Source organism: Enterococcus sp. DIV0901a (assembly GCF_051711525.1).
Taxonomy (GTDB): Bacteria; Bacillota; Bacilli; order Lactobacillales; family Enterococcaceae; genus Enterococcus_B; species Enterococcus_B faecium.
This window is the reverse complement of sequence record NZ_JBIOMW010000001.1, coordinates 39,029-65,432: the sequence shown is the minus strand read 5'-3', so window position 1 is coordinate 65,432 and position 26,404 is coordinate 39,029. Positions and strand designations below refer to the sequence as shown.

Annotated in this window: 28 protein-coding genes; 5 read left to right on the top strand and 23 right to left on the bottom strand. The window is 40.6% G+C overall.

Annotation, left to right across the window (positions count from 1 at the left end):
- Positions 1-9 precede the first annotated feature (9 nt).
- The 11 genes from rplV to rpsL all read right to left on the bottom strand — a co-directional run bounded on the left by rplV (position 10) and on the right by rpsL (position 8,395).
- Entirely contained in the window at positions 10-357 is a 348-nt protein-coding gene (rplV, locus tag IGL70_RS00310) for a 50S ribosomal protein L22 (protein ID WP_002288657.1), read from the bottom strand.
- A gap of 22 nt (positions 358-379) precedes the next feature.
- Positions 380-658 (bottom strand): 30S ribosomal protein S19, encoded by a 279-nt coding sequence (gene rpsS / locus IGL70_RS00305; RefSeq protein ID WP_002288655.1) that lies wholly within the window; start codon positions 656-658, stop codon positions 380-382.
- A 42-nt stretch (positions 659-700) separates the two neighbouring features.
- The gene (gene rplB / locus IGL70_RS00300; protein WP_002290451.1) at positions 701-1,534 is read right to left on the bottom strand and encodes a 50S ribosomal protein L2; all 834 of its coding nucleotides are present in this window, start codon (positions 1,532-1,534) and stop codon (positions 701-703) included.
- Positions 1,535-1,572: 38 nt separating this feature from the next.
- Positions 1,573-1,863, bottom strand: a complete 291-nt coding sequence (gene rplW, locus IGL70_RS00295; RefSeq protein ID WP_002290449.1) for a 50S ribosomal protein L23 — start codon at positions 1,861-1,863, stop codon at positions 1,573-1,575.
- Entirely contained in the window at positions 1,863-2,486 is a 624-nt protein-coding gene (gene rplD, locus IGL70_RS00290; RefSeq protein ID WP_002290446.1) for a 50S ribosomal protein L4, read from the bottom strand. The genes rplW and rplD overlap by 1 nt, the downstream gene beginning before the upstream one ends.
- A 27-nt stretch (positions 2,487-2,513) precedes the next feature.
- On the bottom strand, positions 2,514-3,143 hold the full coding sequence (gene rplC / locus IGL70_RS00285; protein WP_002290445.1) for a 50S ribosomal protein L3: 630 nt from the start codon (positions 3,141-3,143) through the stop codon (positions 2,514-2,516).
- Positions 3,144-3,173: 30 nt separating this feature from the next.
- The gene (gene rpsJ, locus IGL70_RS00280) at positions 3,174-3,482 is read right to left on the bottom strand and encodes a 30S ribosomal protein S10 (protein ID WP_002290443.1); all 309 of its coding nucleotides are present in this window, start codon (positions 3,480-3,482) and stop codon (positions 3,174-3,176) included.
- Positions 3,483-3,887: 405 nt separating this feature from the next.
- Positions 3,888-5,075 (bottom strand): elongation factor Tu, encoded by a 1,188-nt coding sequence (tuf, locus tag IGL70_RS00275; protein WP_002290442.1) that lies wholly within the window; start codon positions 5,073-5,075, stop codon positions 3,888-3,890.
- 171 nt (positions 5,076-5,246) lie between these two features.
- Positions 5,247-7,334, bottom strand: a complete 2,088-nt coding sequence (fusA, locus tag IGL70_RS00270; protein ID WP_002294317.1) for an elongation factor G — start codon at positions 7,332-7,334, stop codon at positions 5,247-5,249.
- 93 nt (positions 7,335-7,427) lie between these two features.
- Positions 7,428-7,898, bottom strand: a complete 471-nt coding sequence (gene rpsG / locus IGL70_RS00265; RefSeq protein WP_002290440.1) for a 30S ribosomal protein S7 — start codon at positions 7,896-7,898, stop codon at positions 7,428-7,430.
- 83 nt (positions 7,899-7,981) lie between these two features.
- Positions 7,982-8,395 (bottom strand): 30S ribosomal protein S12, encoded by a 414-nt coding sequence (gene rpsL, locus IGL70_RS00260; protein ID WP_002294318.1) that lies wholly within the window; start codon positions 8,393-8,395, stop codon positions 7,982-7,984.
- A gap of 318 nt (positions 8,396-8,713) precedes the next feature.
- On the opposite strand from rpsL, the gene rpiA reads away from it, so the two are divergent.
- The 3 genes from rpiA (at position 8,714) to gpmA (ending at position 10,969) form a co-directional block, all read left to right on the top strand.
- Entirely contained in the window at positions 8,714-9,397 is a 684-nt protein-coding gene (gene rpiA, locus IGL70_RS00255; protein WP_002294319.1) for a ribose-5-phosphate isomerase RpiA, read from the top strand.
- 132 nt (positions 9,398-9,529) lie between these two features.
- Entirely contained in the window at positions 9,530-10,111 is a 582-nt protein-coding gene (locus IGL70_RS00250) for a recombinase family protein (protein WP_002294320.1), read from the top strand.
- A 171-nt stretch (positions 10,112-10,282) separates the two neighbouring features.
- Complete coding sequence (gene gpmA, locus IGL70_RS00245; RefSeq protein ID WP_002294321.1) at positions 10,283-10,969, top strand: 2,3-diphosphoglycerate-dependent phosphoglycerate mutase; 687 nt, start codon at positions 10,283-10,285, stop codon at positions 10,967-10,969.
- Between the two features lie 297 nt (positions 10,970-11,266).
- On the opposite strand, the gene deoD is transcribed toward gpmA, so the two are convergent.
- The 12 genes from deoD to IGL70_RS00185 form a co-directional block, all read right to left on the bottom strand.
- The gene (deoD, locus tag IGL70_RS00240; RefSeq protein WP_002289197.1) at positions 11,267-11,974 is read right to left on the bottom strand and encodes a purine-nucleoside phosphorylase; all 708 of its coding nucleotides are present in this window, start codon (positions 11,972-11,974) and stop codon (positions 11,267-11,269) included.
- 16 nt (positions 11,975-11,990) lie between these two features.
- A complete protein-coding gene (locus IGL70_RS00235; RefSeq protein ID WP_002289198.1) occupies positions 11,991-12,809 on the bottom strand; it encodes a purine-nucleoside phosphorylase in 819 nt (272 codons plus the stop codon).
- Between the two features lie 23 nt (positions 12,810-12,832).
- Entirely contained in the window at positions 12,833-13,999 is a 1,167-nt protein-coding gene (gene deoB, locus IGL70_RS00230) for a phosphopentomutase (protein WP_002307310.1), read from the bottom strand.
- Positions 14,000-14,097: 98 nt separating this feature from the next.
- Positions 14,098-15,054 (bottom strand): ABC transporter permease, encoded by a 957-nt coding sequence (locus tag IGL70_RS00225; protein WP_002289200.1) that lies wholly within the window; start codon positions 15,052-15,054, stop codon positions 14,098-14,100.
- Positions 15,054-16,187, bottom strand: a complete 1,134-nt coding sequence (locus IGL70_RS00220; protein WP_002289201.1) for an ABC transporter permease — start codon at positions 16,185-16,187, stop codon at positions 15,054-15,056. Before IGL70_RS00220 ends, IGL70_RS00225 begins: the two co-directional genes overlap by 1 nt.
- Positions 16,180-17,742, bottom strand: a complete 1,563-nt coding sequence (locus tag IGL70_RS00215) for an ABC transporter ATP-binding protein (protein ID WP_104873707.1) — start codon at positions 17,740-17,742, stop codon at positions 16,180-16,182. The genes IGL70_RS00220 and IGL70_RS00215 overlap by 8 nt, the downstream gene beginning before the upstream one ends.
- 211 nt (positions 17,743-17,953) lie before the next feature.
- On the bottom strand, positions 17,954-19,036 hold the full coding sequence (locus tag IGL70_RS00210) for a BMP family lipoprotein (RefSeq protein WP_002289203.1): 1,083 nt from the start codon (positions 19,034-19,036) through the stop codon (positions 17,954-17,956).
- 65 nt (positions 19,037-19,101) lie between these two features.
- Positions 19,102-19,500, bottom strand: a complete 399-nt coding sequence (locus tag IGL70_RS00205; RefSeq protein WP_002289205.1) for a cytidine deaminase — start codon at positions 19,498-19,500, stop codon at positions 19,102-19,104.
- A gap of 20 nt (positions 19,501-19,520) precedes the next feature.
- Positions 19,521-20,183, bottom strand: coding sequence for a deoxyribose-phosphate aldolase (gene deoC / locus IGL70_RS00200; protein ID WP_002289206.1), 663 nt, complete (start codon positions 20,181-20,183; stop codon positions 19,521-19,523).
- Positions 20,184-20,228: 45 nt separating this feature from the next.
- The gene (locus IGL70_RS00195; protein WP_002289207.1) at positions 20,229-21,530 is read right to left on the bottom strand and encodes a pyrimidine-nucleoside phosphorylase; all 1,302 of its coding nucleotides are present in this window, start codon (positions 21,528-21,530) and stop codon (positions 20,229-20,231) included.
- A 140-nt stretch (positions 21,531-21,670) separates the two neighbouring features.
- Positions 21,671-22,687 carry a LacI family DNA-binding transcriptional regulator gene (locus IGL70_RS00190; RefSeq protein WP_002294322.1) on the bottom strand — a complete coding sequence of 339 codons (1,017 nt, stop codon included), beginning with the start codon at positions 22,685-22,687 and terminating at the stop codon, positions 21,671-21,673.
- Between the two features lie 312 nt (positions 22,688-22,999).
- On the bottom strand, positions 23,000-23,605 hold the full coding sequence (locus tag IGL70_RS00185; protein WP_002325169.1) for a class I SAM-dependent methyltransferase: 606 nt from the start codon (positions 23,603-23,605) through the stop codon (positions 23,000-23,002).
- 195 nt (positions 23,606-23,800) lie between these two features.
- Here IGL70_RS00185 and coaA point away from each other — a divergent pair, with 195 nt between their 5' ends.
- Entirely contained in the window at positions 23,801-24,724 is a 924-nt protein-coding gene (coaA, locus tag IGL70_RS00180) for a type I pantothenate kinase (RefSeq protein ID WP_002298576.1), read from the top strand.
- Positions 24,725-24,782: 58 nt separating this feature from the next.
- Positions 24,783-26,348 (top strand): glutamine-hydrolyzing GMP synthase, encoded by a 1,566-nt coding sequence (gene guaA, locus IGL70_RS00175; protein ID WP_002298578.1) that lies wholly within the window; start codon positions 24,783-24,785, stop codon positions 26,346-26,348.
- Positions 26,349-26,404 lie beyond the last annotated feature (56 nt).

The following is a 26,404-nucleotide window of genomic DNA, read 5'->3' as shown; positions in this document are numbered from 1 at the left end:
TATCCCTCCTTATTTTTCTGATACGACTACCGTGATATGACTTGTACGTTTGTTGATTGGAGAAGCTGATCCTTTTGCACGAGGACGGAAACGTTTCATTGTAGGTCCTTCGTTAACAAAAGCTTCGCTTACTACCAAGTTTTCAACATCTAAGTCAAAGTTATTTTCTGCATTCGCAACTGCTGACATCAATACTTTTTCAATGATTCCAGCAGATTTGTTTGGTGTGAATTTCAAGATTGAAATTGCATCTGCGACACTTTTACCTCTGATAAGGTCAATTACTAAACGGGCTTTTCGAGGTGAAGTGCGAACTGTTTTTGCAGTTGCTTTAGCTGATGTGATTTGTTCTGCCATTTGGATTTATCCTCCCCTCAAATTAGCGTTTCGTTTTCTTATCGTCAGCAGCATGTCCACGATAAGTTCTTGTAGGTGCAAATTCACCTAATTTGTGTCCTACCATGTCTTCTTGGATGTAAACTGGTACATGTTTACGTCCATCATAAACTGCGATGGTATATCCAACAAAACTTGGGAAAACTGTTGAACGGCGTGACCAAGTTTTGATAACTTTTTTCTTTTCAACCCCTGCTTGAGCTTCAACTTTTTTCATTAAATGCTCATCGACAAAAGGTCCTTTCTTTAAACTACGACCCATGGTGAACCTCCTCTCAAAATGTGCGACACATGGTCAAAGTAATTATTTATTTTTGCGACGACGAACAATAAGTTTGTCTGATTTAGCTTTTTTGTTACGAGTTTTGTAACCAAGAGCTGGTTGACCCCAAGGAGAAACTGGTGCTTTACGTCCGATAGGAGCTTTACCTTCACCACCACCGTGTGGGTGATCATTAGGGTTCATTACGCTACCACGTACAGTTGGGCGTTTACGCATCCAACGAGAGCGTCCAGCTTTACCGATGTTGATTAATTCGTGTTGTTCGTTACCTACAGAACCGATTGTAGCACGGCATGCAGCTAAGATCATACGAACTTCACCAGAGTTCAAGCGGATCAATACGTATTTGCCTTCTTTACCAAGTACTTGAGCACTTGTACCAGCAGAACGGATCAATTGTCCACCTTTACCAGGTTTCATTTCAATGTTGTGGATAACAGTACCAACTGGAATGTTTTCTAATGGAAGAGCATTTCCGACTTTGATATCTGCTTCTGGACCTGAAACAAGTTTCATACCCACTTCTAGTCCTTTAGGTGCTAAGATGTAAGCTTTCACTCCATCTTCATAGTGTACTAACGCGATGTTAGCTGAACGGTTTGGATCATATTCGATCGTTTGAACAGTTGCAACAACGTTATCTTTGTTACGTTTGAAGTCGATCACGCGATATTGGCGTTTGTGTCCGCCACCTTGATGACGTACAGTGATGCGGCCGTTGTTGTTACGTCCAGCATGGTTTTTCAATGGTTGTAACAATGATTTTTCAGGTGTTGATGTTGTGATTTCAGCAAAATCAGAACCTGTCATGTTACGACGACCATTTGAGGTAGGTTTGTACTTTTTAATCGCCACGTTTTTCCCTCCTAATTTAATGAGTTATCTATTAGTGCTTATTCAGCAGCTTCGAATAATTGGATTTCTTTTGAATCTTCAGTCAATGTAACGATCGCTTTGCGACGTTTTTTTGTATATCCTGCATATTTGCCCATACGTTTGAATTTCGCACGTACGTTCACGATGTTCACGTTTTTGACTTTAACGTCAAAAGCAGCTTCTACCGCTTGTTTTACTAAAGTTTTGTTTGCGCGAGTGTCCACTTCAAAAGTGTATTTCTTGTCATCCATGGCAAGCATTGATTTTTCAGTGATCACTGGGCGTTTGATTACGTCTAGTAAGTTCATTATGCAAGCACCTCCTCAATTTGAGTAAGAGCAGTTTGTGTTGCTAACACTTTTGTATTTGATACAACGTCTAGCACACTCACATTATCAGAAGTTACTACAGAAACGTTTGGTAAGTTACGTGCTGATAAAGCAGCAAAGTCGTTACCTTTTTCTAGAACAACCAATACTTTAGAGTCGATAGATAAGTTAGCAAGAACTTGTTTGAATTCTTTTGTTTTTGGTGCGTCGAAGTTCAAGCCTTCGATTGCTACCAAGTTGTTTTCAGCAACTTTTTCTGACAATACAGATTTCATTGCTAAACGACGAACTTTTTTAGGAAGTTTGTAGCTGTAAGAACGTGGTGTTGGTCCAAAGACTACGCCACCTCCACGCCATTGTGGTGAGCGGATAGATCCTTGACGTGCACGACCTGTTCCTTTTTGACGCCATGGTTTACGTCCACCGCCACGAACAGCGCTACGGTTTTTAACCGCGTGTGTTCCTTGTCTTAATGACGCACGTTGCATTACGATTGCATCGTAAACAACACTTTCATTAGGTTCAATTCCGAAGATTTCTTCGTTAAGTGTGATTTCACCGTTTTGGCTTCCATCTTGTTTGAATAATGCTACATTCGGCATTCCTTAGTTCCTCCTTTCTTCCTACAATTATTTAGCTTTCACAGCTGATTTGATAGTGATTAAAGATTTTTTAGCTCCAGGAACATTACCTTTGATCAAGATAACATTTCTTTCTGCATCGACACGTACAACTTCCAAGTTTTGGATAGTTACGCGGTTGCCACCCATACGGCCAGCAAGACGTTTGTTTTTAAATACACGGTTAGGTGCAACTGGACCCATTGACCCAGGACGACGATGGTAACGAGAACCGTGAGCCATTGGTCCGCGGCTTTGTCCGTGGCGTTTGATAACCCCTTGGAATCCTTTACCTTTCGTAGTACCTGTTACATCAATAATGTCTCCTGCTTGGAAAACATCTACTGTAATTTCTTTTCCTACTTCATATTCTCCTAGCTCAACATTTTTGAATTCACGAATGAAGCGCTTAGGAGCCGTGTTTGCTTTTGCAACATGACCTTTCGCAGGTTTGTTTGATAAAACTTCACGCATATCTTGGTAACCAACTTGAATAGCTTCGTAGCCATCCGTTTCCATTGTTTTCACTTGTAGTACTACGTTTGGAGTAGCTTCTACAACAGTTACTGGAATTAATTCACCAGATTCAGTGAAGATTTGTGTCATTCCCACTTTTTTCCCTAAGATTCCTTTGGTCATGAGTACACCTCCATTATTTTTGTTTTAGTTTTATAATTTGATTTCGATGTTTACACCAGATGGTAAGTCTAGCTTCATCAAAGCATCAACAGTTTTTGGTGTTGGGTTCACAATGTCGATAAGACGTTTGTGTGTACGCATTTCGAATTGTTCGCGTGAATCTTTGTATTTATGAGTCGCACGGATGATTGTGTAAAGACTGCGTTCAGTTGGTAATGGAATTGGACCAGACACGCTAGCTCCAGTTCTTTTTGCAGTTTCCACGATTTTATCCGCTGATTGATCTAAAATACGGTGTTCATACGCTTTTAAACGGATACGAATTTTTTGTTTTGCCATCTTGTTCCCTCCTTCGCCTATTTTGAAAAGTAGACATAGCTCCACGAAAATTTCCGTCACGCTCGTTCGTGGCAAAGCGTCCGGGCGTGTCGCAACCTCTCGTTTCTTAGCCGACGAAATCATTCTGATTACGTCTGTGCAATTCACTAAAGTAAACGCACCTTTGTCATTATAATATATATAAACTCACAAAGCAAGGCTTTTTCTTGTAAAAAACATTTTGTTTTCATAAAGTTTCATTTAGAAAATACTGACTCTTTTATTTCGCGTTCCTTCTATTATAATACTCCTGTCTTTTTTCCTGATCCTGCAATAAATAAAAAAGCTCGGAACAAAGATCCTGAGACCTTCGTTCCGAGCGATTACGTCCGAATAAATGTTGCTTTACTTTAAAACTTAAGTGAATTAAGCTTTGATTTCTGTAACGACACCGGCACCAACTGTACGTCCGCCTTCACGGATTGAGAATTTAGTACCGTTTTCGATAGCGATTGGGTGGATTAATTCAACTTCCATTGTTACGTTGTCGCCAGGCATAACCATTTCAGTTCCTTCTGGTAATTCAACAACACCTGTTACGTCAGTTGTACGGAAGTAGAATTGTGGACGGTAGTTAGTGAAGAATGGAGTATGACGTCCACCTTCTTCTTTTGTCAACACGTATACTTCTGCAGAGAATTTTGTATGAGGTGTGATTGTACCTGGTTTAGCTAAAACTTGTCCACGTTGGATGTCTTCACGTGCAACACCACGTAGTAAAGCACCAATGTTGTCTCCAGCTTCAGCGTAGTCTAACAATTTACGGAACATTTCAACACCAGTAACTGTTGTTTTTGAAGTTTCTTCAGCAATACCAACAACTTCAACTTCGTCACCAACGCGAACTTGTCCACGTTCAACACGACCTGTAGCAACAGTACCACGTCCAGTAATTGAGAACACGTCTTCAACTGGCATCATGAATGGTTTGTCGTTGTCACGTTCTGGAGTTGGGATGTATTCGTCAACTGCAGCCATTAATTCAAGAATTTTTTCTTCGTATGAAGCGTCGCCTTCTAGAGCTTTCAAAGCTGATCCAGCAACTACAGGAACATCGTCACCAGGGAATTCGTATTCTGTTAATAGGTCACGAACTTCCATTTCAACTAATTCTAGTAATTCTTCGTCATCAACCATGTCTACTTTGTTCAAGAATACAACGATGTAAGGAACACCAACTTGACGAGACAATAGGATGTGTTCACGAGTTTGAGGCATTGGGCCGTCAGCAGCAGAAACTACCAAGATAGCTCCGTCCATTTGAGCAGCACCAGTGATCATGTTTTTAACGTAATCCGCGTGTCCTGGGCAGTCAACGTGAGCGTAGTGGCGTGTATCTGTTTCATACTCAACGTGAGCTGTTGAGATTGTGATTCCGCGTTCGCGTTCTTCTGGAGCACCATCGATTTGATCGTAAGCCATAGCTTGGCCGCCGTTTTTCTTAGATAGTACAGTTGTGATTGCAGCTGTTAATGTAGTTTTACCATGGTCAACGTGTCCGATAGTACCAATGTTAACGTGTGGTTTAGAACGGTCAAATTTTTCTTTTGCCATTTTAAAATGTCCTCCTAAAAATACAATATATTTTTTATTTGTCTGATAGGTATATGATGTACACAAGGTACACCACATGCCCATATCATCGATAATTATTTTACACGAAACTATATTAAAAATATAGTCTCTTTGGATAATCTCTTTGCAGGACTATCCGGTTTTAAGAAATTATTCAGCTTTTCCGCCGTTTTTCTTAATGATTTCTTCTTGTACTGATTTTGGTACATCTTCGTAGTGGTCAAATGTCATTGTAAATGTACCACGACCTTGAGTAGCAGAACGAAGAGTTGTAGCATAACCAAACATTTCAGCAAGTGGAACCATCGCACGAACAACTTGTTGGCCGCCAGCGCGAGCTTCCATACCTTCAACACGTCCACGACGAGCAGTTACGTGACCCATAACATCACCTAAGTAATCTTCAGGGATAACAACTTCTACAGCCATGATTGGTTCAAGGATTACTGGATTAGCTTTCTTAGCTGCTGCACGTAATGCCATAGAAGCAGCAACACGGAAGGCAGTTTCATTTGAATCGACATCATGGTATGAACCATCGTAAAGTTTAGCTTTGATATCTACTAATGGATAGCCAGCTAAGACACCATTTTCCATAGCATCTTTCAAACCAGTTTCAACAGCTGGAATGTATTCACGAGGAACAACCCCACCGACGATCGCATTTTCAAATTCGAAACCAGCACCTTCTTCATTTGGTGTAAATTCAATCCATACGTGACCGTATTGACCTTTACCACCAGACTGACGTACAAACTTACCTTCGGCTTGAGTGCCAGCACGGAAAGTTTCACGGTAAGATACTTGAGGCGCACCTACGTTAGCTTCAACTTTGAATTCACGACGCATACGGTCAACGATGATATCTAAGTGAAGTTCACCCATACCAGCGATGATTGTTTCGCCTGTTTCCACGTTTGTTTCAGCACGGAAAGTAGGATCTTCTTCAGATAGTTTTTGTAAAGCCACACCCATTTTATCTTGGTCAGCTTTTGATTTAGGTTCAATAGCGACTTGGATAACTGGTTCTGGGAATTCCATGGATTCAAGAATAACTAGACTCTTTTCATCACATAGTGTGTCCCCAGTAGTTGTGTCTTTCAAACCAACAGCAGCAGCGATATCTCCAGCGTAAACTTCAGAGATTTCTGAACGAGAGTTGGCATGCATCTGTAGGATACGACCAACACGTTCACGTTTGCCTTTTGTTGCGTTTTGTACGTATGAACCTGATTGTAAAACACCAGAGTACACACGGAAGAAAGTTAAACGACCTACGAATGGGTCAGTCATAACTTTAAATGCTAAAGCTGAGAAAGGAGCGCTGTCGTCTGCAGGACGTTCTACTTCTTCATCAGTTTTAGGGTCAATCCCTTTGATAGCTGGGATATCTAACGGTGATGGCAAGTAATCAAGAACAGCGTCCAATAGTAATTGAACCCCTTTGTTCTTAAATGCTGAACCACATAGTACTGGGTAGAATTCTACGTTAACTGTTGCGCGGCGGATACCTTCTTTTAACTCAGCTTCAGTGATTTCTTCACCTTCTAAGTATTTCAAAGTAAGTTCTTCATCAGTTTCAGCTACAGCTTCAACCAATTTTTCGCGCCATTCTTCAGCTAATTCGCGGTATTCTTCAGGAATTTCTGTTTCTTCGATCTCTGTTCCAAGATCGTTTGTATACATTTCAGCCTTCATTGTTACAAGGTCGATAATTCCTGTGAAGTCGTCTTCCGCACCAATTGGTAATTGGATTGGGTGAGCGTTTGCTTGCAAACGATCATGTAAAGTTGATACTGAATATAAGAAGTCAGCACCGATCTTGTCCATTTTGTTTGCAAATACGATACGAGGTACACCATAAGTTGTTGCTTGACGCCAAACTGTTTCAGTTTGAGGTTCAACACCTGATTGTGCATCAAGAACAGTTACAGCACCATCAAGTACACGCAATGAACGTTCAACTTCAACTGTGAAGTCTACGTGTCCTGGTGTGTCGATGATGTTGATTCGGTGACCCTTCCATTGTGCTGTAGTAGCAGCAGAAGTGATCGTAATACCACGTTCTTGTTCTTGTTCCATCCAGTCCATTTGTGAAGCTCCTTCATGAGTTTCACCAATTTTATGGATTTTACCAGTGTAGTACAAGATACGTTCAGTAGCAGTCGTTTTACCAGCATCGATGTGGGCCATGATACCGATATTACGAGTGTTTTGTAAAGAAAATTCTCTGGTCATTCTCCTTGTTTCTCCTCTCTTTACTATCTAGTTGCTAAAAATAAGGACACTATCTGAGGTCGACTTATAAAAGCCGACCAAACAGAGAGAATCTTACCAGCGATAGTGAGCAAACGCACGGTTGGCATCAGCCATTTTATGAGTGTCTTCACGTTTTTTAACAGAAGCACCTGTGTTGTTTGCAGCATCCATAATTTCTTTTGCTAAGCGTTCTTCCATTGTGTGTTCACCGCGCAAGCGAGCGTAGTTTACTACCCAACGAAGACCTAGAGTAACGCGGCGTTCAGGGCGAACTTCAACTGGTACTTGGTAGTTTGAACCCCCAACACGACGTGCTTTAACTTCAAGAACAGGTTGAACGTTTTTCATTGCTTGTTCAAACACTTCTAATGGATCGTTACCTGTAGATTCTTTGATCAAGTCAAAGGCATTATAGATAATGTTAGCTGCAATCCCGCGTTTTCCGTCAACCATTACACGGTTGATCAAGCGAGTTACTAATTTTGAGTTATAAATAGGATCTGGTAAAACATCACGTTTTGCAACAGGACCTTTACGTGGCATCCGTAACTCCTCCTTCCGAAATATTGTTCATAGTAATTACTTCTATATAGTAGAAGCAAGTTTCATTTGTTTAATAATTAAAATTAAGCTTTAGGTTTTTTAGTTCCGTATTTAGAACGGCTTTGTTTACGGTCGTTAACACCAGCAGTATCTAAAGCACCGCGAACGATATGGTAACGTACCCCTGGTAAGTCTTTTACACGACCACCGCGTAATAATACAACACTGTGTTCTTGTAAGTTATGACCAATCCCTGGGATATAAGCAGTAACTTCAATTAAGTTTGACAAACGAACACGTGCATATTTACGTAAAGCTGAGTTCGGTTTTTTAGGTGTCATTGTACCCACACGAGTTGCTACCCCACGTTTTTGAGGTGAGTTTACGTTAGTTTGAGTTTTCTTAAAGCTGTTATATCCTTTGTTCAAAGCAGGTGAATTAGATTTTTCCACCTTTGATTTACGAGGTTTACGTACTAATTGGTTAATTGTAGGCATTCCTTGTTTCCTCCTTCCCACGATTTGCGTCTAGTTCCACACATCCAGGTGGTTCTTTTTTTGTGATAAAAAATAAATGCAATGTCTGCATCCTTATCAAATATGCTTTGATAAACAGTCAGCACGTTTCTTCACAGAAACCTGTAGATAAAGCACCTTTGTTAGAATATCACGAATGAAAAAACATGTCAACAAGGGATGCAATTTTTTTTGAAAAAGCTTTATTGGAATAAAAAAGAATGGTATCTTTTTACCGTAAATCACGCTAAAATAGTGAGGAAAGCACGATGCTCAAACTAAAAAAAGGTGGACGCAAAGATGAATTTAAAACAATTAGCTGGCATTGAAGCCGCGAAATTCGTAAAGGACGGGATGATCGTAGGTCTCGGGACCGGTTCAACCGCCTATTATATGGTAGAAGAGATTGGTCGCCGTATGCGTGAAGAAGGTTTACGTATCACAGGAGTTACTACTTCAAATGCGACAAAAGAACAAGCGGAAAAATTAGGAATACCGTTAAAGAGTATTGATGAAGTCCCCGTAGTCGATTTGACAATAGACGGTGCTGATGAAATCAGTGCTGATTTTCAAGGGATCAAAGGCGGCGGCGCTGCTTTGCTTTTCGAGAAAATAGTCGCTACGTACTCAAAAGAAACGATTTGGATCGTTGATTCTTCTAAATTAGTCGATAAACTTGGGAAGTTCCCACTCCCAGTTGAAGTGATCCCTTATGGCTCCCAACAGCTACTTCATATTTTTGAAGAAAAAGGATTCCAACCTGTCTTGCGTACAGACGAAAACGGAGAAGTCCTAACCACAGATGGTGGTCATTACATCATTGATCTGCATCTAGAAGTCATCGAACAGCCAGAAAGCTTAGCTACCTATTTAGATGAACTTGTTGGGGTAGTAGAACATGGGCTTTTCCTAAACATGGTTTCTAAAGTAGTTGTCGGCTCAGAAAAAGGCGTTGAGATTCTTGACGCAATCCGTCGTAAATAAAGAAAAACTGCTTGATCATCCAATAAAAAAAGACAGCGGAAAATTTGCGAAAAAACTATCTTTTTGACGTACTTTATGCTACATTTTTACTGTTATATCCAGTTAGAAAATCACTGCTAGAAAGGAATCACCATGAAAATTATTGGTTATGCACGCACAACCATAAATGACGTTGATTTAACAACTCAGGTTGATCAATTATCTGACTTTGGTTGTCAAGAAATTTTCCATGAGACATATGAAGTGGAACAAAATGATTCTACTGCTGTTCATTTGGAGTCAGTGATCGCTGACATGCAACAAGGCGATGCACTAGTCATTTGCCAACTTCATCGATTAGGCAAATCTACGCGGCAATTAACAGAACTCACGCAATTATTCAAAGATCGCGGGCTGCACTTGATTAGTCTTGATGAAGGAATCGATACGCGCGAAATGGGAAAAATCTATTTCCAATTAATGGAAAACCTAGCAAACATGGAGTGCGCATTGATCAAAGAACGTACATTAGTTGGATTAGATGAAGCTCGTAAAAAAGGAAAAATCGGCGGAAGACCAAAAATCGATGCAAAAACGATCAAAAAAATCCGACGTCTCTATTATGAAAAAAAAGAAACGATCCAATTTATTTCTTCAAAATGCGGTGTTTCAGTTGGAACATGTTATAAATATATCAATTTACCTGAAAAAGAAATCGAGCAATTATGCATCTAATACCTAAAAACGAACAGTTGCGTGGGCACTGTTCGTTTTTTTATATTCTCTACTTGTTTTCTCATAGAATCTTATCTAATTTTTCGATGGAAATCTCTTCCAAAAAATTGTACAATAAAACAGAACTGAAAATTTCAGAAATATAAACCTATCTTAAAAGGAGAGCTAAACATGCCAAAATTAGTTTTTTCTCGTCACGGTCTTAGTGAATGGAATGCATTGAACCAATTTACTGGTTGGGCTGATGTAAATCTAGCACCAGAAGGAATCGAAGAAGCAAAAGAAGGCGGACGCAAAATCAAAGAAGCTGGAATCGAATTTGATGTTGCTTACACTTCTGTTTTAACTCGTGCAATCAAAACATGTAACTTGATCTTAGAATATTCAGATCAACTTTGGGTACCACAAATCAAATCATGGCGCTTAAACGAACGTCACTATGGTAAATTACAAGGTTTGAACAAAAAAGAAACAGCTGAAAAATACGGCGACGAACAAGTACACATCTGGCGTCGTTCTTACGATACTCTTCCTCCATTAATGGAAGAAACTGACGAAGGTTCTGCAGCAAATGACCGTCGTTACGCAATGTTAGACAAACGCGATATTCCTGGTGGAGAAAACTTGAAAGTGACATTAGAACGCGCTTTGCCATTCTGGCAAGATGAAATTGCTCCAGCATTACTAGACAACAAAACTGTTTTAGTAGCTGCACATGGTAACTCATTACGCGCCCTAGCTAAACATATCGAAGGTATCTCTGACGAAGACATCATGGATCTTGAAATTCCAACAGGTCAACCACTTGTTTATGAATTAAATGATGACTTAACAGTTGCTAAAAAATACTACCTATAAAAAACACTATAAAAAAGGGACTGTGACACGATTTGTCACAGTCCCTTTTTTCGTATAAACGGTGTTCTCCTGCCAACTTCTCGGTCACAAGTAACAATATTCATCAAACATGAAAAGCTGTTTTTTGAAATTGTTCCTTGTGACTCAGAGTTAAACGGCAGATTCACAACCTCTTGGTAAACGGTGTTCAAAAGCTTACATTTGCAATAATAAGTCCAGCCAAGTCAAAAACATGAGGAGCTATTTTTGCTTGGATGTTCTTATTACTTAATGCAGGGCAGCTTTTTCATTTCCTTCTTATTCTGCTATCGCTGTTTCCAATCCTACTTCGATCATTTCATTGAACGTAGATTGACGTTCTGCAGCTGTTGTTTCTTCACCGGTGATCAAATGGTCGCTAACGGTCATCAAACTTAATGTCTGCACATGGTATTTCGCGCCTAAGTAATAAAGAGCCGCTGCTTCCATTTCCACTCCTAAAACGCCAAGTTCAGCTAATTGGAATGTCTCTGTCAAATCATCTTTGTAGAAAGAATCTTCCGAAAGAACATTTCCTACATGAACCGTATAGCCCTTTTCTTTAGCTATCTCATATGCTTTCAGTAATAGATTGAAATCACTGATTGGAGGAAAATGAAAGGCTTGGAAATTTTTTTCGATCATCGAAGAACTGGTCGCTGCACCTTGTGCTAGTACTAAATCACGAACATGGACGTCTTTTGACAATGCACCGCATGTACCTACTCGAATCAATTTCTTTACACCATACGACTGGATCAATTCATGGGCATAGATGGTGGCTGATGGCATTCCCATTCCTGTTCCTTGAACAGAAATACGTTCTCCTTTATATTTGCCGGTAAAGCCTAACATACCGCGTACCTGATTGTAACAAACTGGATCTTCCAAAAAAGTCTCCGCAATATATTTAGCTCGCAAAGGATCTCCCGGAAGTAAAATCTTATCGGCGATCTCGCCTTCTTTCGCTTCAATATGCACACTCATTTTATTGTTCCTCCTATTACAATAATGTCAATGTTTCTTTAACCAATGCTTTAAAAGATTGTTTGACTCTCTGAGTTGTTTCTACAACTTCTTCATGGCTCAGATTCGCTTGCATACCTGCTGCTAAGTTGGTAATACAAGAGATTCCTAACACTTTTAATCCGCTGTGAGCTGCTACGATGACTTCTGGAACAGTCGACATCCCTACTGCATCGGCTCCTATTGTCCGAGACATTCGGATCTCCGCAGGCGTTTCATAAGTTGGTCCAGAATAGCCCATATATACGCCTTCTTTAAGATCCAAACCTAGTTTTTCTGCTGCTGCTTTTGCTGTTGCTTGATAGTCAGGCGTATAAGCTTGACTCATATCTGGAAATCTAGGGCCCATTGCATCTTCATTCGGACCGATCAAAGGATTTTCACCAGTAAAATTGATATGATCGGTAATCAGCATCAAATCTCCTGGTACAAATGATTCGTTGACACCACCACATGCATTAGTCACAATGACTGAATGGGCCCCTAGCCCGGCCATCACACGTACTGGATAGGTCACTGTTTGCATGGAATGACCTTCATAGTAGTGGAATCTCCCTTGCATGGCTAACACTTTCTTGCCTGCCAGAGACCCATAAACTAGCTTTCCTGCATGCCCAACTACTGTCGAAACAGGAAAGAACGGGATCTCATCATAAGAAATCATTACAGCATCTTCGATTTCATCTGCTAATTCACCTAATCCTGAACCTAGAATCAAACCAAAATCAATTTCTTTTACTCCTTTGTCAAGAATAAACTGGGTCGTTTCTTGTAACATCTCGCTTAACTTGGTCATTTGCTTTCTCCTATTTAAAAAGATTATTTTAATAATTTCAAGAAGCTTTCGCCATTTTCAGTCGAAGAAACACTAAAGTTCTCAGCAATCGTTGCTGAAATATCTGAATAATATCCTTGAGGCAATGCCCCTTGTTCTTTCATTTTTTTACTGTAAACCAATAACGGGACATATTCTCGCGTATGATCGGTACCAGTAAACGTCGGATCGTTTCCGTGATCGGCTGTAATCATTAGCAAGTCGTCTTCTTCCATCGCTTCAAGCAATTCTGGAATTCGTAAGTCAAATTCTTCAATCGCATGCGCATAGCCGACTACATCCCGACGATGACCGTATAATGCATCAAAATCTACTAAATTAGTAAAGCTGATTCCTGAAAAATCGTTTTTCATAACTTTCAGTAGCTGGTCAACGCCATCCATATTGCTTTTCGTGCGGACAGATTCAGTGATTCCTTGTCCGTTGAAAATATCGTTGATCTTTCCAACAGCAATCACGTCCTTTCCTGCTTCTTTCAAAGAATCAAGGACTGTGTGTCCGAATGGATTCAACGCATAATCATGGCGATTGCTTGTTCGTGTGAAGTCTCCTGGTTCACCCACGTACGGACGTGCAATGATTCGGCCAATCATATACGGATCATCTTTTGTTATATCACGAACGAATTGGCAAATCCGATATAATTCTTCTAAAGGAATGATTTCTTCATGTGCCGCGATCTGAAGGACAGGATCGGCAGAAGTATATACAATTAAATCGCCTGTTTTCATTTGGTGTTCACCGTAATCGTCAATAACAGCTGTTCCGCTATAAGGTTTGTTACATACGACTTTACGGCCAGAAAATTCTTCGATTTGTTTGATCAGATCATCAGGGAATCCGTTCGGAAACACACGAAATGGAGTTTTGATATTCAATCCCATGATTTCCCAGTGGCCTGTCATCGTATCTTTCCCTACAGAAACTTCTTCTAATTTCGTCGCATAGCCTTGATGATCTTTCACTGATTCCACACCTTCAAGAGGACGGATCGTTCCTAAACCAAGCTGCTCTAAATGTGGAACGTTCAATCCTGCTTCTTTCGCAATGTGTCCTAATGTATCAGAACCAATATCACCGAACTTATCGGCATCCGGTGCTTCTCCAATTCCTACTGAATCCATGACGATCAGATGTACGCGTTTAAACATGATTATTCCTTCTTTCTTTTTATTTTTATTGCCTTTAAAACAAAAAGGGCGAGACGAAAAACACTTCCCGTAACCCACCCTTTTTATTCGCTAAAAGATTATTTTGATTTGATATAGTTCTTCCCGTTTGCTTTTGGACCAGAAGCTTTCCCTAAGAAAACAACCAGCACAATGATTGTCAGCAAATATGGAGCAATTTGCAGCAATACTGGCGGAATCGAAGAAATAACTGGTAATTGTGCGCCAATGATACTCAAGCTTTGAGCAAAACCAAAGAACAATGAGGCACCCATTGCCCCTAAAGGATTCCACTTACCAAAGATCATAGCAGCCATGGAGATGAACCCTTGTCCAACGATCGTACCAGCTGAAAAGTTACCGGAAATCGACTGAGCAAAAACAGCACCGCCCATACCGCCTAACAAGCCAGAAATCAGTACGCCTGAATAACGCATAGCATATACATTGATACCTAATGTGTCGGCAGCTTGAGGATTTTCACCAACTGAACGGAGGCGCAAGCCGAATTTCGTCTTGAAGATGATCACCCAAGCTAGGACAGCAATCAAAATAGCACAATAAGCAGGTAAGAATGTATTTTTAAAGAAAATTGGTCCAATGACCGGAATATCTGCTAATCCTGGGAAAGAAAAATACCCCAGATTCTGCGTGATGTTATCAGTTTGACCTTTACCATACCATGCTTTGATCAAGAAAACACCTAAAGCAGGTGCCATCAGATTAATTACTGTCCCGCTGATAATATGGTCAGCACGCAAACTGACTGTTGCTACTGCGTGAATCAGAGAAAATAGGATACCTACGACGCCACCCACTAAAATAGCGATCCATGGTGTCATAGAACCAAGTGATGGACTCATCGTCAAGTTGAAAACGATGGAACTAAAAGCACCCATGACCATGATTCCCTCTAGCCCTACGTTTACGATCCCGCTTCGTTCAGAAAAAGTTCCGCCTAGTGACGTTAGAATTAGCGGTGTTGAATAAACCAGTGTAGAAGTAAGGATCAAGGCAATTAATTCGATAGTCGACATTATAGTTCGCCCCCTTCATGGTTTTGATTCGTTGGTTTCGATTCTATTGTCGCAACGATCTCTTCTTGTTTTTTCCCTTGGAAGACTTTAGCCATGACGAAACGAATCAGGAAGTTGATCCCGACAAAGAAGATAATCAAAGCAATCGATACATTGACGATCTCAAACGGAACACCTGCTCCTGTCTGCATGCCAAGTCCACCGATCTTCAAAATACTGAACAAGATCGCTGATAAAAGAATACCGATTGCTGATCCAGAACCAAGCAAGGAGACAGCCATTCCGTCAAATCCAATAGATAGCGAAGTCGTTTGAACAAAGAAGTTTTGATACGTTCCTAATCCTTCAACCACACCGCCAAGCCCTGCCAAAGCGCCAGAAATGACCATCGACAAAACGATCGTACGTTTACTACTCATTCCTGCATACTCAGAAGCAAAAGGATTCAATCCAACAGAACGGATTTCAAATCCTAAAGTCGTTTTCTTCATCAGCAGCCAAACGAAAATAAGCGCGATGATTGCTAAAAATAATCCTGAGTTTACGCGAGAGCCGCCAAAAGCTTGTGTTAACCATGGTAACCGCAGTGAGGCATTTTGACTGATCATATTGGAAGAGTCCAAACTTGAGCGATAGCTTTCAGGCATCACTTCATGTAAAGCAAATGTGCTTACGTATAATAAGATATAGTTCATCATGATTGTTACGATCACTTCACTTGTTCCAAAAAATGCTCGAAGTAAACCTGGAACAGCCGCTGCCATCGCACCAGCTAAGGCACCTAAGATCACGCATAACGGAAGCAAAACAACTTTTGGCAGATCTGGAAACGCAAGTGCCACCCAGACACTGACGATCCACCCGCAAAGTGCTTGTCCAGAAAGCCCAATATTGAAAAACCCAGCTGAGTTAGCTACAGAAAAACCTAATGCTGTAAAAATCAACGGCGTTGCTTGCCTTAACGTTTCACCTATCCCTCTTTGCGAACCAAGGGCTGCATCTAGCATAGAAGAATAACCTTGGATGGGCTGAAAACCAAAAGCAGCCATCAATATCGCGCCTAAGATCAATCCTAAAACAACTGAAAGTACAGGCACTAATAAATTACGGAATTTCTCGCTGCGATCATTCATGTGCGCCATCCCCCTTTTCTAACTCTTTTCGTGCTTCTTCTAAGGTATAGCCCGCCATCAATAGACCTAATTCATTTTCAGATGTTTCTTTCGGATCAACGATACCGACAATTTCTCCTTCATGGATAACAGCAATACGATCCGAAACATTTAAAATTTCTTCTAATTCGAAACTGATCAGTAACACTGCTTTGTATTTGTCCCTTTGTTCGATCAGACGTTTATGAATAAATTCGATCGCACCTACATCCAGTCCACGAGTTGGATTTGCAACAATCAACAGATCAGGATCTCGGTCGACTTCACGAGCGATAATTGCTTTTTGCTGATTTCCGCCTGATAAAGCTTTTGCGGGAACAAGTTCATTCGTTGTTCGAACATCATATTCTTCGATCAATTCTCTGGCATGTTCATTCATTACTGAATAATTCAGCATGCCGTTTTTACTGTAAGGTTTTTGATGATAGGTTTGTAGTGCGATATTTTCAGATAATGTCATATCTAGGACTAACCCGTATTTATGACGGTCTTCTGGCACGTGTCCTACACCATGTTCAGTGATTTTTCGGGGTTTTTTATTAGTGATGTCTTCCCCTTTTAGCTTGATATGTCCGCTTTCTGCCTTTCGCAAACCAGTCAAAGCTTGGATCAACTCCGACTGCCCGTTTCCATCGATTCCAGCGATACCAAGTACTTCGCCAGCACGAACCTCTAAGTTCAAGTTTTTCACGGCTTCTAATCCACGATTTTCTTTCACCACTAGATTTTCAATAGACAAAACGACTTCTTGAGGCTTCGCTTCTTTTTTCATCGTTTTGAATGAAACCGTTCTTCCAACCATCATATCGGCTAATTGTTGTGAGGTTACGTCTTTAACGTTGACTGTACCGATTCCTTTTCCACGGCGGATAACTGTACAGCGGTCAGCTACTGCTTTGATTTCATCTAACTTATGCGTAATCAAAATGATCGACTTGCCTTCTTTGACTAATTCCTTCATGATCACGATTAATTCATCAATTTCTTGAGGGGTCAATACAGCTGTCGGCTCATCAAAAATCAGTACATCTGCTCCTCGGTAAAGTGTTTTTAAAATTTCTACCCGTTGTTCCATCCCAACTGAAATATCACGAACGTAAGCATCTGGGTTGACTGACAATCCATACTGTTCAGAAACTTTTTGGATCTCTTTTCGTGCTTTTTTATGGTCAAGCATCCCTGCGCGACTAGGCTCGCTTCCCAACACGATGTTTTCTGTTACAGTAAAGGCATCAACAAGCATAAAGTGCTGATGGACCATCCCAATCCCTAATTGGTTGGCTTTGGTCGGACTTGTGATCTTTACTTCTTTCCCACGCATCAAAATTTTCCCTGATGTCGGCTCTAATAATCCGGAAAGCACGTTCATCAATGTAGATTTGCCAGCACCGTTTTCTCCAAGCAACGCATGAATTTCTCCTGCCTTTACTTGTAAATTGATGTTGTCATTTGCCTTGAATGTTCCAAATTCTTTGGTAATATTCTGCATTTCTATGACAATATTTTCTTGAACCACCTTTTTTTCACATCCTAACGATTTCTATCTAGGGCAACGATTGACTAAGATTCACGCTTAGTGAGCGTTCTTCTTTTGAAACAAACATTACTTCAGGGAGTTGTTCCCTTATCCAAACTGTCACAAGGCAGCTTGGATAAATGAACAATTCTTGTTCTAATCAAACCATAGCCTTGTCAAACATGTGTCTAACAAGGCTATAGAAATGGTTTTAGTTTTCTTCAGGAGTTTCTGGAACTTTTACGTCACCTGAAATGATTTTTTCTTTTGCTTCATCAACTGCTTTTTTCGCTTCGTCAGAAAGTTGTCCTTCTGTTAGACCAACACCGTCTTCTTTCAATCCATAAACAGTGTGTTCGCCGCCAGGGAATTTACCGTCCGCTGATTTTTGTGCCAAATCTTCTACTACTGTTCCAACTGCTTTCAGTGTAGATGTCAATGTGAAGTTTTTCTTTTCGCCGTTTAATGTGTATTCACCTTCGTCTGATTGGTCGCGGTCAACACCGATAACCCAAACTTTTTTGTCGCCTGATTCGTTCAATGATTTTGCTTCTTGGAATACACCGTTACCTGTACCGCCTGAAGCATGGAAGATGATATCTGCGTTTTGTGCATACATACCTTGAGCAATTGAACGTCCTTTATCTGGAGCAGAGAAGTCACCAGCATATTGATTCAATACTTTGATTTCTTTTCCTAATTCTTTCGCACCTGCATCAACACCGGCTTTGAATCCAGCATCAAAACGATCGATTACTTCACCTTTTACACCGCCGATAAAGCCGACTACGTTTGTTTCAGTCGTATAAGCTGCTGCAACACCTGCAAGATAAGAAGCTTCGTTGTCTTTGAAAGTTGCAGATACAACGTTATCTAATCCATCGATGACATCATCGATAATAACAAAGTTCGTACCTGTATTGTTTGTTGCTTGTTCTTGGATCGCTGGTTTTAGTTTATAACCAATACCAAAAATCGTTTTGAATCCAGCATTCAATGCTTGGTCAATATTTGGGATGTAATCTGATTCATTTGAAGATTGGAAATATTGGAAGCCATCATTTCCTCGTGAAAGTCCTTGATCTTTCCCCCATTTTTCTAGTCCTTCCCAAGCTGACTGGTTGAATGAACGGTCGTCTACACCACCTGTGTCTGTGATCAATGCTGCAGTTGTTGTGTCTGATGAGCTTTTGCCACCGGATGAATCAGTAGAGCCGTTGTTGCCGCATGCACCTAAAAATAACCCTGCTGCTAGTGCGACAGCACCTAAACCAAATAATTTTGCTTTTTTCATTTCTGTAAAGCCTCCTAAAATAATTGTTTTATTTTTCAACAGTCAGCTGACTGAATGAACATGAGTTATAGATCTTTTTCAGTAAATGCATAAGGCAGCAGTGCACGAACGGTCGTTGCCTTCGTCACACCATTGTCTCCTACTAGCGTAACCGGCATATCAGGGGAACAGAATTCTGCCATTACTTGTCGACATGCACCACAAGGAGAGATAGGATCGGGGGTGTGCCCCGCTACGACTAGATGCGTAAATGTTTTTTCTCCTTCAGATACTGCTTTGAAAAAAGCTGTGCGCTCGGCACAATTCGTTAATCCAAATGATGCATTCTCAATGTTGATGCCTTGATAAATCTTGCCTGATTCCGTTACGAGACAAGCGCCTACCGGAAAATGGGAATAAGGAACATAGGCTTTATCTAACGCTTCAATAGCTGTGTTGATCCATTCTTGTTTGAGTTCTGCCATGAGCTTCTCCTTTGAAAAAATTAATAGCCTTCACCAGTTGAACCAGATACGATTGCTACTCCTGCGCTTGTTCCGATTCTTGTAGCACCAGCTTCGATCATTGCCATTGCTTCTTCTTCGTTATGGATACCGCCGGAAGCTTTGACACCCATTTCTGGTCCTACAGTTTCACGCATCAAACGGACATCCTCTACCTTTGCTCCGCCTGTTGAGAAACCAGTTGATGTTTTGACAAAATCAGCGCCTGCAGCTTTTGCTATTTCGCAAGCTCGGATGATTTCTTCTCTATCTAATAACGATGTTTCAATAATAACTTTGACAAGCGCACGATCTTTTGCTGCTTCAACAACTGCTTCGATATCTTTTTGGACTTGTTGATCATCCTTTGATTTCAAAGCACCGATATTGATGACCATATCGACTTCATCTGCACCGTTATTGATGGCATCTGTTGTTTCAAATGCTTTTGTCTCGGGTGTGTTTGCTCCTAGAGGAAACCCGATTACTGTACATACGGCTACTGGCTCACCTTGTAATTGTTCTTTCGCTAGCGCAACCCATGCTGGATTGATGCAGACAGAATAAAAATGGTATTTTTTTGCTTCTTCGATAATTTGCATCACAGCTTCTTTAGATGCGTCTGCTTTCAAAATAGTATGGTCGATCATTCGGTTTAGTTCCATTTCTTTTCCCCTTTTCTTTAAAACGGTAAAGTCCGCTTTTTTCCTTTATTCTGTGATGATGTCATGAATCAACGTTGGCTTCATTGCCGATTCACCAATTTCAATATTTTTATATAATAATTCAATGACAGAAGTGATTTCTTCGTCGTTACTATAGATCGTCAATAGTGACTCACCTTTTGTCACAGTGTCACCAATTTTTTTATGCAGTTTCAATCCAACAGCGTGATCAATATCTTCTTCTTTGGTTTTACGCCCAGCACCTAGCATCATTGCAGCAATTCCTAATTCATTTGCCACGATTTTTGACACAACTCCGCTTTGTTTAGCAGGAAGCTCCATTGTGTAGCGTGCAGTCAAAATTCGTTCTGGATGTTCCACGATCGCTGGGTCTCCCCCTTGATTTTGGATCATTTCTTTGAATTTTGCTAACGCTTTACCTGATTCCAGAGCTTCTTGAAGCAACGTTCTTGCTTCATCGGTTGTCTTAGCTTTGCCAGCAAGAACAACCATTTGGCTTCCTAAGGCGTAGCACATTTCTACTAGATCTTCTGGACCATTTCCTTGTAATGTTTCGATTGCCTCGACAACTTCTAGACTATTTCCGATAGCTTCGCCAAGAGGTTCTGACATATCTGAGATAACCGCCACTGTTTCTCGGTTAGCCAGTTTCCCAATGCTCGTCATGGTCTTTGCCAGACGTCTTGCATCTTCGATGTTCTTCATGAAAGCACCGTCTCCAGTGGTCACATCCAAAACGATTGCATCTGCTCCTGCCGCGATTTTTTTACTCATAATCGAACTGGCAATCAGCGGAAGAGAATCAACGGTCGCTGTGACGTCACGCAAGGCATACAATTTTTTGTCCGCCGGTGCCAAGTTTCCTGATTGACCAATTACCGCTACTTTACTTTCATTAACAATGCGTACAAATTCTTCATCCGAAAGCTCGATCTGAAATCCGGGAATTGCTTCTAGCTTGTCTAGTGTACCACCTGTGTAACCTAGACCGCGTCCAGACATTTTAGCCACTGTCACTCCGACACTAGCTACTAGGGGGGCTAAAATCAATGTGGTCGTGTCACCAACGCCACCTGTCGAATGCTTATCTACCTTTATTCCTTCAAGAGAACTCAAATCGATGACATCACCAGAATTAGCAATCGCCAATGTTAAGTTCGTGATTTCTTCATTTGTCATGTCTTGATAAAAAATTGCCATCAATAATGCACTGACTTGATAATCTGGAATCTTTCCATTCGTATAGTTCGTGACGATGTACTCGATTTCCTCTTTCGACAGCTCGTTTCCATCCCTCTTTTTTTCAATCAGATCCACCATTCGCATTGCCTGATCCTCCTTGTCTTCATTCGGTATTATACATTATTTTTAGGAAAGGTAAACCACTTTAGTAAACTGGTTTACTAAAAATAAAAAAAGCACTAACTCGCCTTTGTAAATGCTTACATAAGCAATATACCGCCGAGTTAGCCCTTTGTCAATACTTTTACGCTCTCACGAATAATTAATTTTGTTTCGAACACTTTGTTCGGAACTTTTCTTTGAGGAAATTCGATCGTATCGATCAGGAAACGTGCAGCATAAAATCCAATATCAAAACTTGGCTGCTGCACTGTCGTCAATTGCGGAATCATGTATTCTGACAGCTTTAATCCATCGAATCCTATGACTGAGATATCTTCTGGGATTTTTTTGCCCAATTCATCGATCGCCTGATAGCATCCGATCGCCATGGCATCATTCCCGCAAAAAATAGCCGTGATATCTTTATGTTTGAGTAATTTTTTTGATGCAGTATATCCACCTTGGACAGTCAACTCTCCATGTTCAACAAATTTCCCATTAAAAGGCAGGCCATGATCTTTCAGCGCATGACGATATCCGTTGAAACGTTCTTCTAATTGATAGTATCCAGTGGTTTCCTTCAGCATGCCGATCTTCGTATGGCCATTTTCAATAAACAGCGAAACAGCTTGATAGGCGCCCTCATATTCCTTTACGATAAGCCGTCCGTTATCCCGACGATTCAATCCGCGATCGATTAAAATGATTGGCATTTTTTGATAAAATCCGCTGTCTAATGCGTATTTCTCAGGTAAAATATTTGGTGTGGCCAGCAAGATTCCGTCCACTGAGCGGTGGGAAAGCTCTTGTAAATACTTGATCTCATTTTCTTGGCTATGACGAGAATTGCATAACATGATCACATAGCCCAAAGGATTCAAATAGCTCTCTACACCTTCGATCAGTTTGGAGAAGAAGAAATCAGTGACATCAGGGACGATCATTCCGATGGTCTTTGAATGTCGATTGATCACATTTGAAGCGAAATAATCGGGCTTATAATGATGTTCATTCACGATCGACAACACTTTTTTCCTTGTCTTATCACTAAATCTGCTTCCTTTGTTATTCAAAATCTGTGAGACAGTTGTTACTGATACGCCTGCCATTTCTGCGATATCTCTGATGGTCAGCTTCATCCTATTGGCTCCCTTCTATCTAAATTCCCTATCAGTGTACCAAAACCCCCAAGAAAAGAATAGAGAAAAAAGGAAAGTATGTTTTTTGATAAAAATCTCCTTTATCTACCGACTTGGCAGCCTTCTATACAAGTTCTGTATCTTATTTATTTTATCGTAAAAAAACATGATTCTGATTCTGCTACTTCTTTTTTAAGAAAAGATAGTTCCTTGATTAAAAAAGTCATCAATAAAAAAAGAACTGATGCGTACCATATATGTAATATGTACGCCCAGTTCCACTCTTTCGTCGCTCCACTATTTTTCAGCTAGTTATTCTTTCACACTTTTGATGATATAATATCCTTTATCTTTTGTGACGATTTCTGCATTGCCAAATGTTTCTTCCATTTTCTTTTGCGCACTCGGCGCTCCTTGTTTCTTCTGGATCACAATTGTCAGTGTACCGCCCTTCTTCAACCGATGATATGCGCCTGTCAAAATTTCATGTACAACTTTTTTTCCAGCACGGATCGGCGGATTGCTTACGATAGCTGCATAGGTTTCTTCATGAACTGCTTCATAGATATTCGATTGATGGATATCAACATGTTCGATTTGGTTACGCTTTGCGTTTCCTTGCGCTAGACTTACCGCTCGTTCATTAATGTCGACCATTTCAACAAACCGCTGTGTCGCAAATGCCAAAGCTAACCCAATCGGTCCATACCCGCATCCCACATCTAAGATCTTTCCTTCATCAGGTAACTCTTCCCAATCGAAAGCATCAATCAGGACACGTGAACCATAATCCACTGTTTCACGTGAAAATACACCAGAATCTGTTACAAATTGAAAGGTTCTGCCTTTTAACTCAAAAGCCCATTGTTCAAAATCGTGCGCCGTATCTGGGCGTTCAGAATAGTAATGATTTGTCATGTCTTCCATCCTTCTCATTTCTTTCATGACAACAGTCTATCCTTTTATGTATCCGTGCGCAAGTCAAGAATAAGACTCCGTTTCTTTCTATTATAAAGATTATACAAAAAGATCGGCAATCTCTCTTAAGTGGTGGGGTTTGCGTTTATTTTGTGTTAAAATAGTTCCATTGATGGGAGAACGCAGGAGGCTAATATGAATGATCCAATGAACTACTACCGTGTGGCAAGAGAAGAATGGCGAGAATTTTATCGTAATGGGCAAGCACCTTTGACACAAGATGAACTAGATAATATCAAAAGTTTGAATGACCGCATTTCCATGCAGGATGTTCGAGATATCTATGTACCTCTTGCTCATCTGATTTATCTTTATATGAAAGAATTTGAATCTTTGTTCTTGAGTAAAGGTTTATTTCTTCATAAATACGTAGAAGTACCGCCTTTTATTATCGGGATCGCCGGAAGTGTAGCCGTTGGAAAAAGTACAACAGCCAGACTGCTGCAGACGATTTTGTCTCGTACCTTCAAACGAAGAAACGTTCAGCTGATCACGACTGACGGATTTCTTTATCCAAATCGTATATTAAAAGAGCGTGGAATCATGGACCGTAAAGGATTTCCTGAAAGTTATGATATGGAGATGCTGATCGATTTCTTGAACCGTGTAAAATCTGGTCAGGAAGAGATAAAAGTACCTGTTTACTCACATGATGTGTATGATATCATTCCAGACAAGTACGAACTGATCCAGCAACCTGATATCTTGATCGTTGAGGGGATCAATACGCTTCAATTACCTGCGAATCAGCAAATATACGTCAGCGACTTTTTTGATTTTTCTGTCTATGTCGATGCTGATCCCTTGCTGATCGAAAAATGGTATTTGGATCGTTTTGGTGCGTTACTGGATACAGCTTTCCAAAATCCAGAGAATTATTATTATCGTTTTGCTATCGGAGATCGTGAAGAAGCCTTTAAAATGGCAAAAGATGTATGGAAAAATGTGAATTTGAAAAATTTACAGGAATATATCTTGCCTACACGAGGAAGAGCCGATATAATTCTCCATAAAACTGAAAATCATATCATCGATTCGATTTTCATGCGAAAATATTAGCATTTTAAAATAGTTTGACTATTTTGAGATAAAATTTAAAGGGATAGGGGTAATAAATTTGACAAACGTTGCCGATATGACGAACGTTGAAAAGATTATCGTATTAGACTACGGTAGTCAGTATAACCAATTGATCACAAGACGTATTCGTGATCTTGGAGTCTTTTCCGAATTATTGAGCCACCGCATTACTGCAGAAGAAGTAAAAGCGATGAATCCAAAGGGAATCATTCTTTCTGGCGGACCAAACAGTGTATATGATGAGAATGCATTTGGGATCGATCCTGAGATCTTCAATTTAGGTATTCCTGTATTAGGGATTTGCTATGGTATGCAATTGATCACGTACAAACTTGGCGGTTCCGTAGAGCCTGCTAAAAACCGCGAATATGGGAAAGCCTTGTTAGAAGTAACAAGCGATCAAGCTGTCTTGTTTAAAGAAACACCAAAACAACAAACAGTATGGATGAGCCATGGTGACTTGGTAACTAAAGTTCCTGAAGGCTTTGAAACAGTCGGAACAAGCAAAGATTGTCCGATTGCTTCTATCCAAGACACAACACGTAATTTTTATGGTATCCAATTCCATGCAGAAGTACGTCATTCCGAATACGGAATCGAATTGCTGCGCCACTTTGCCTTTGATGTTTGTCACTGTGAAGGTAACTGGACAATGGATAACTTTATCGATATGCAAGTAGAAAAAATCCGTGAACAAGTTGGTGACAAAAAAGTCTTGCTTGGTCTTTCAGGTGGCGTTGATTCTAGTGTCGTTGGGGTTCTTTTACAAAAAGCGATTGGTGACCAATTGACATCTATCTTCGTTGACCATGGTCTGCTACGCAAAGGCGAAGCGGAACAAGTAATGGAAAGTCTAGGCGGAAAATTCGGCTTGAACATCATCAAAGTCGATGCAAGAGATCGCTTCTTAGACAAGTTGAAAGGTGTATCTGACCCAGAACAAAAACGTAAAATCATTGGGAATGAATTCGTATATGTTTTTGATGACGAAGCAACAAAACTTGCTGGTGAAGAAGGCGTCTCTTTCTTAGCACAAGGAACGTTGTATACTGACGTTATCGAATCTGGTACAGAAACAGCACAAACGATCAAATCTCACCATAATGTAGGTGGACTGCCAGAAGATATGCAATTTGAATTGATCGAACCATTAAACACATTATTCAAAGACGAAGTCCGTGAATTAGGGACTCAGTTAGGCATGCCTGATTCAATCGTTTGGCGTCAGCCATTCCCTGGTCCTGGTCTTGGTATTCGTGTTCTTGGCGAAATCACTGAAGACAAGCTAGAAATCGTGCGCGAATCTGATGCTATCTTGCGTGAAGAAATCGCAGCTGCTGGACTTGACCGTGATATCTGGCAATATTTCACTGTTCTTCCAGGGATCCGCTCTGTCGGTGTTATGGGTGACGGACGTACTTACGACTACACAGTCGGTATCCGTGCTGTAACTTCAATCGACGGAATGACCGCTGACTTTGCCCGTATCCCATGGGAAGTCTTGCAAAAAATCTCTGTACGTATCGTAAACGAAGTAGCCCACGTCAACCGTATCGTGTATGACATCACTTCTAAACCACCAGCAACAGTGGAGTGGGAATAAAGAGCCAACATAATATGGAGGGGGAATCCCTATAAATCAACATTCTTCAGTTGCTA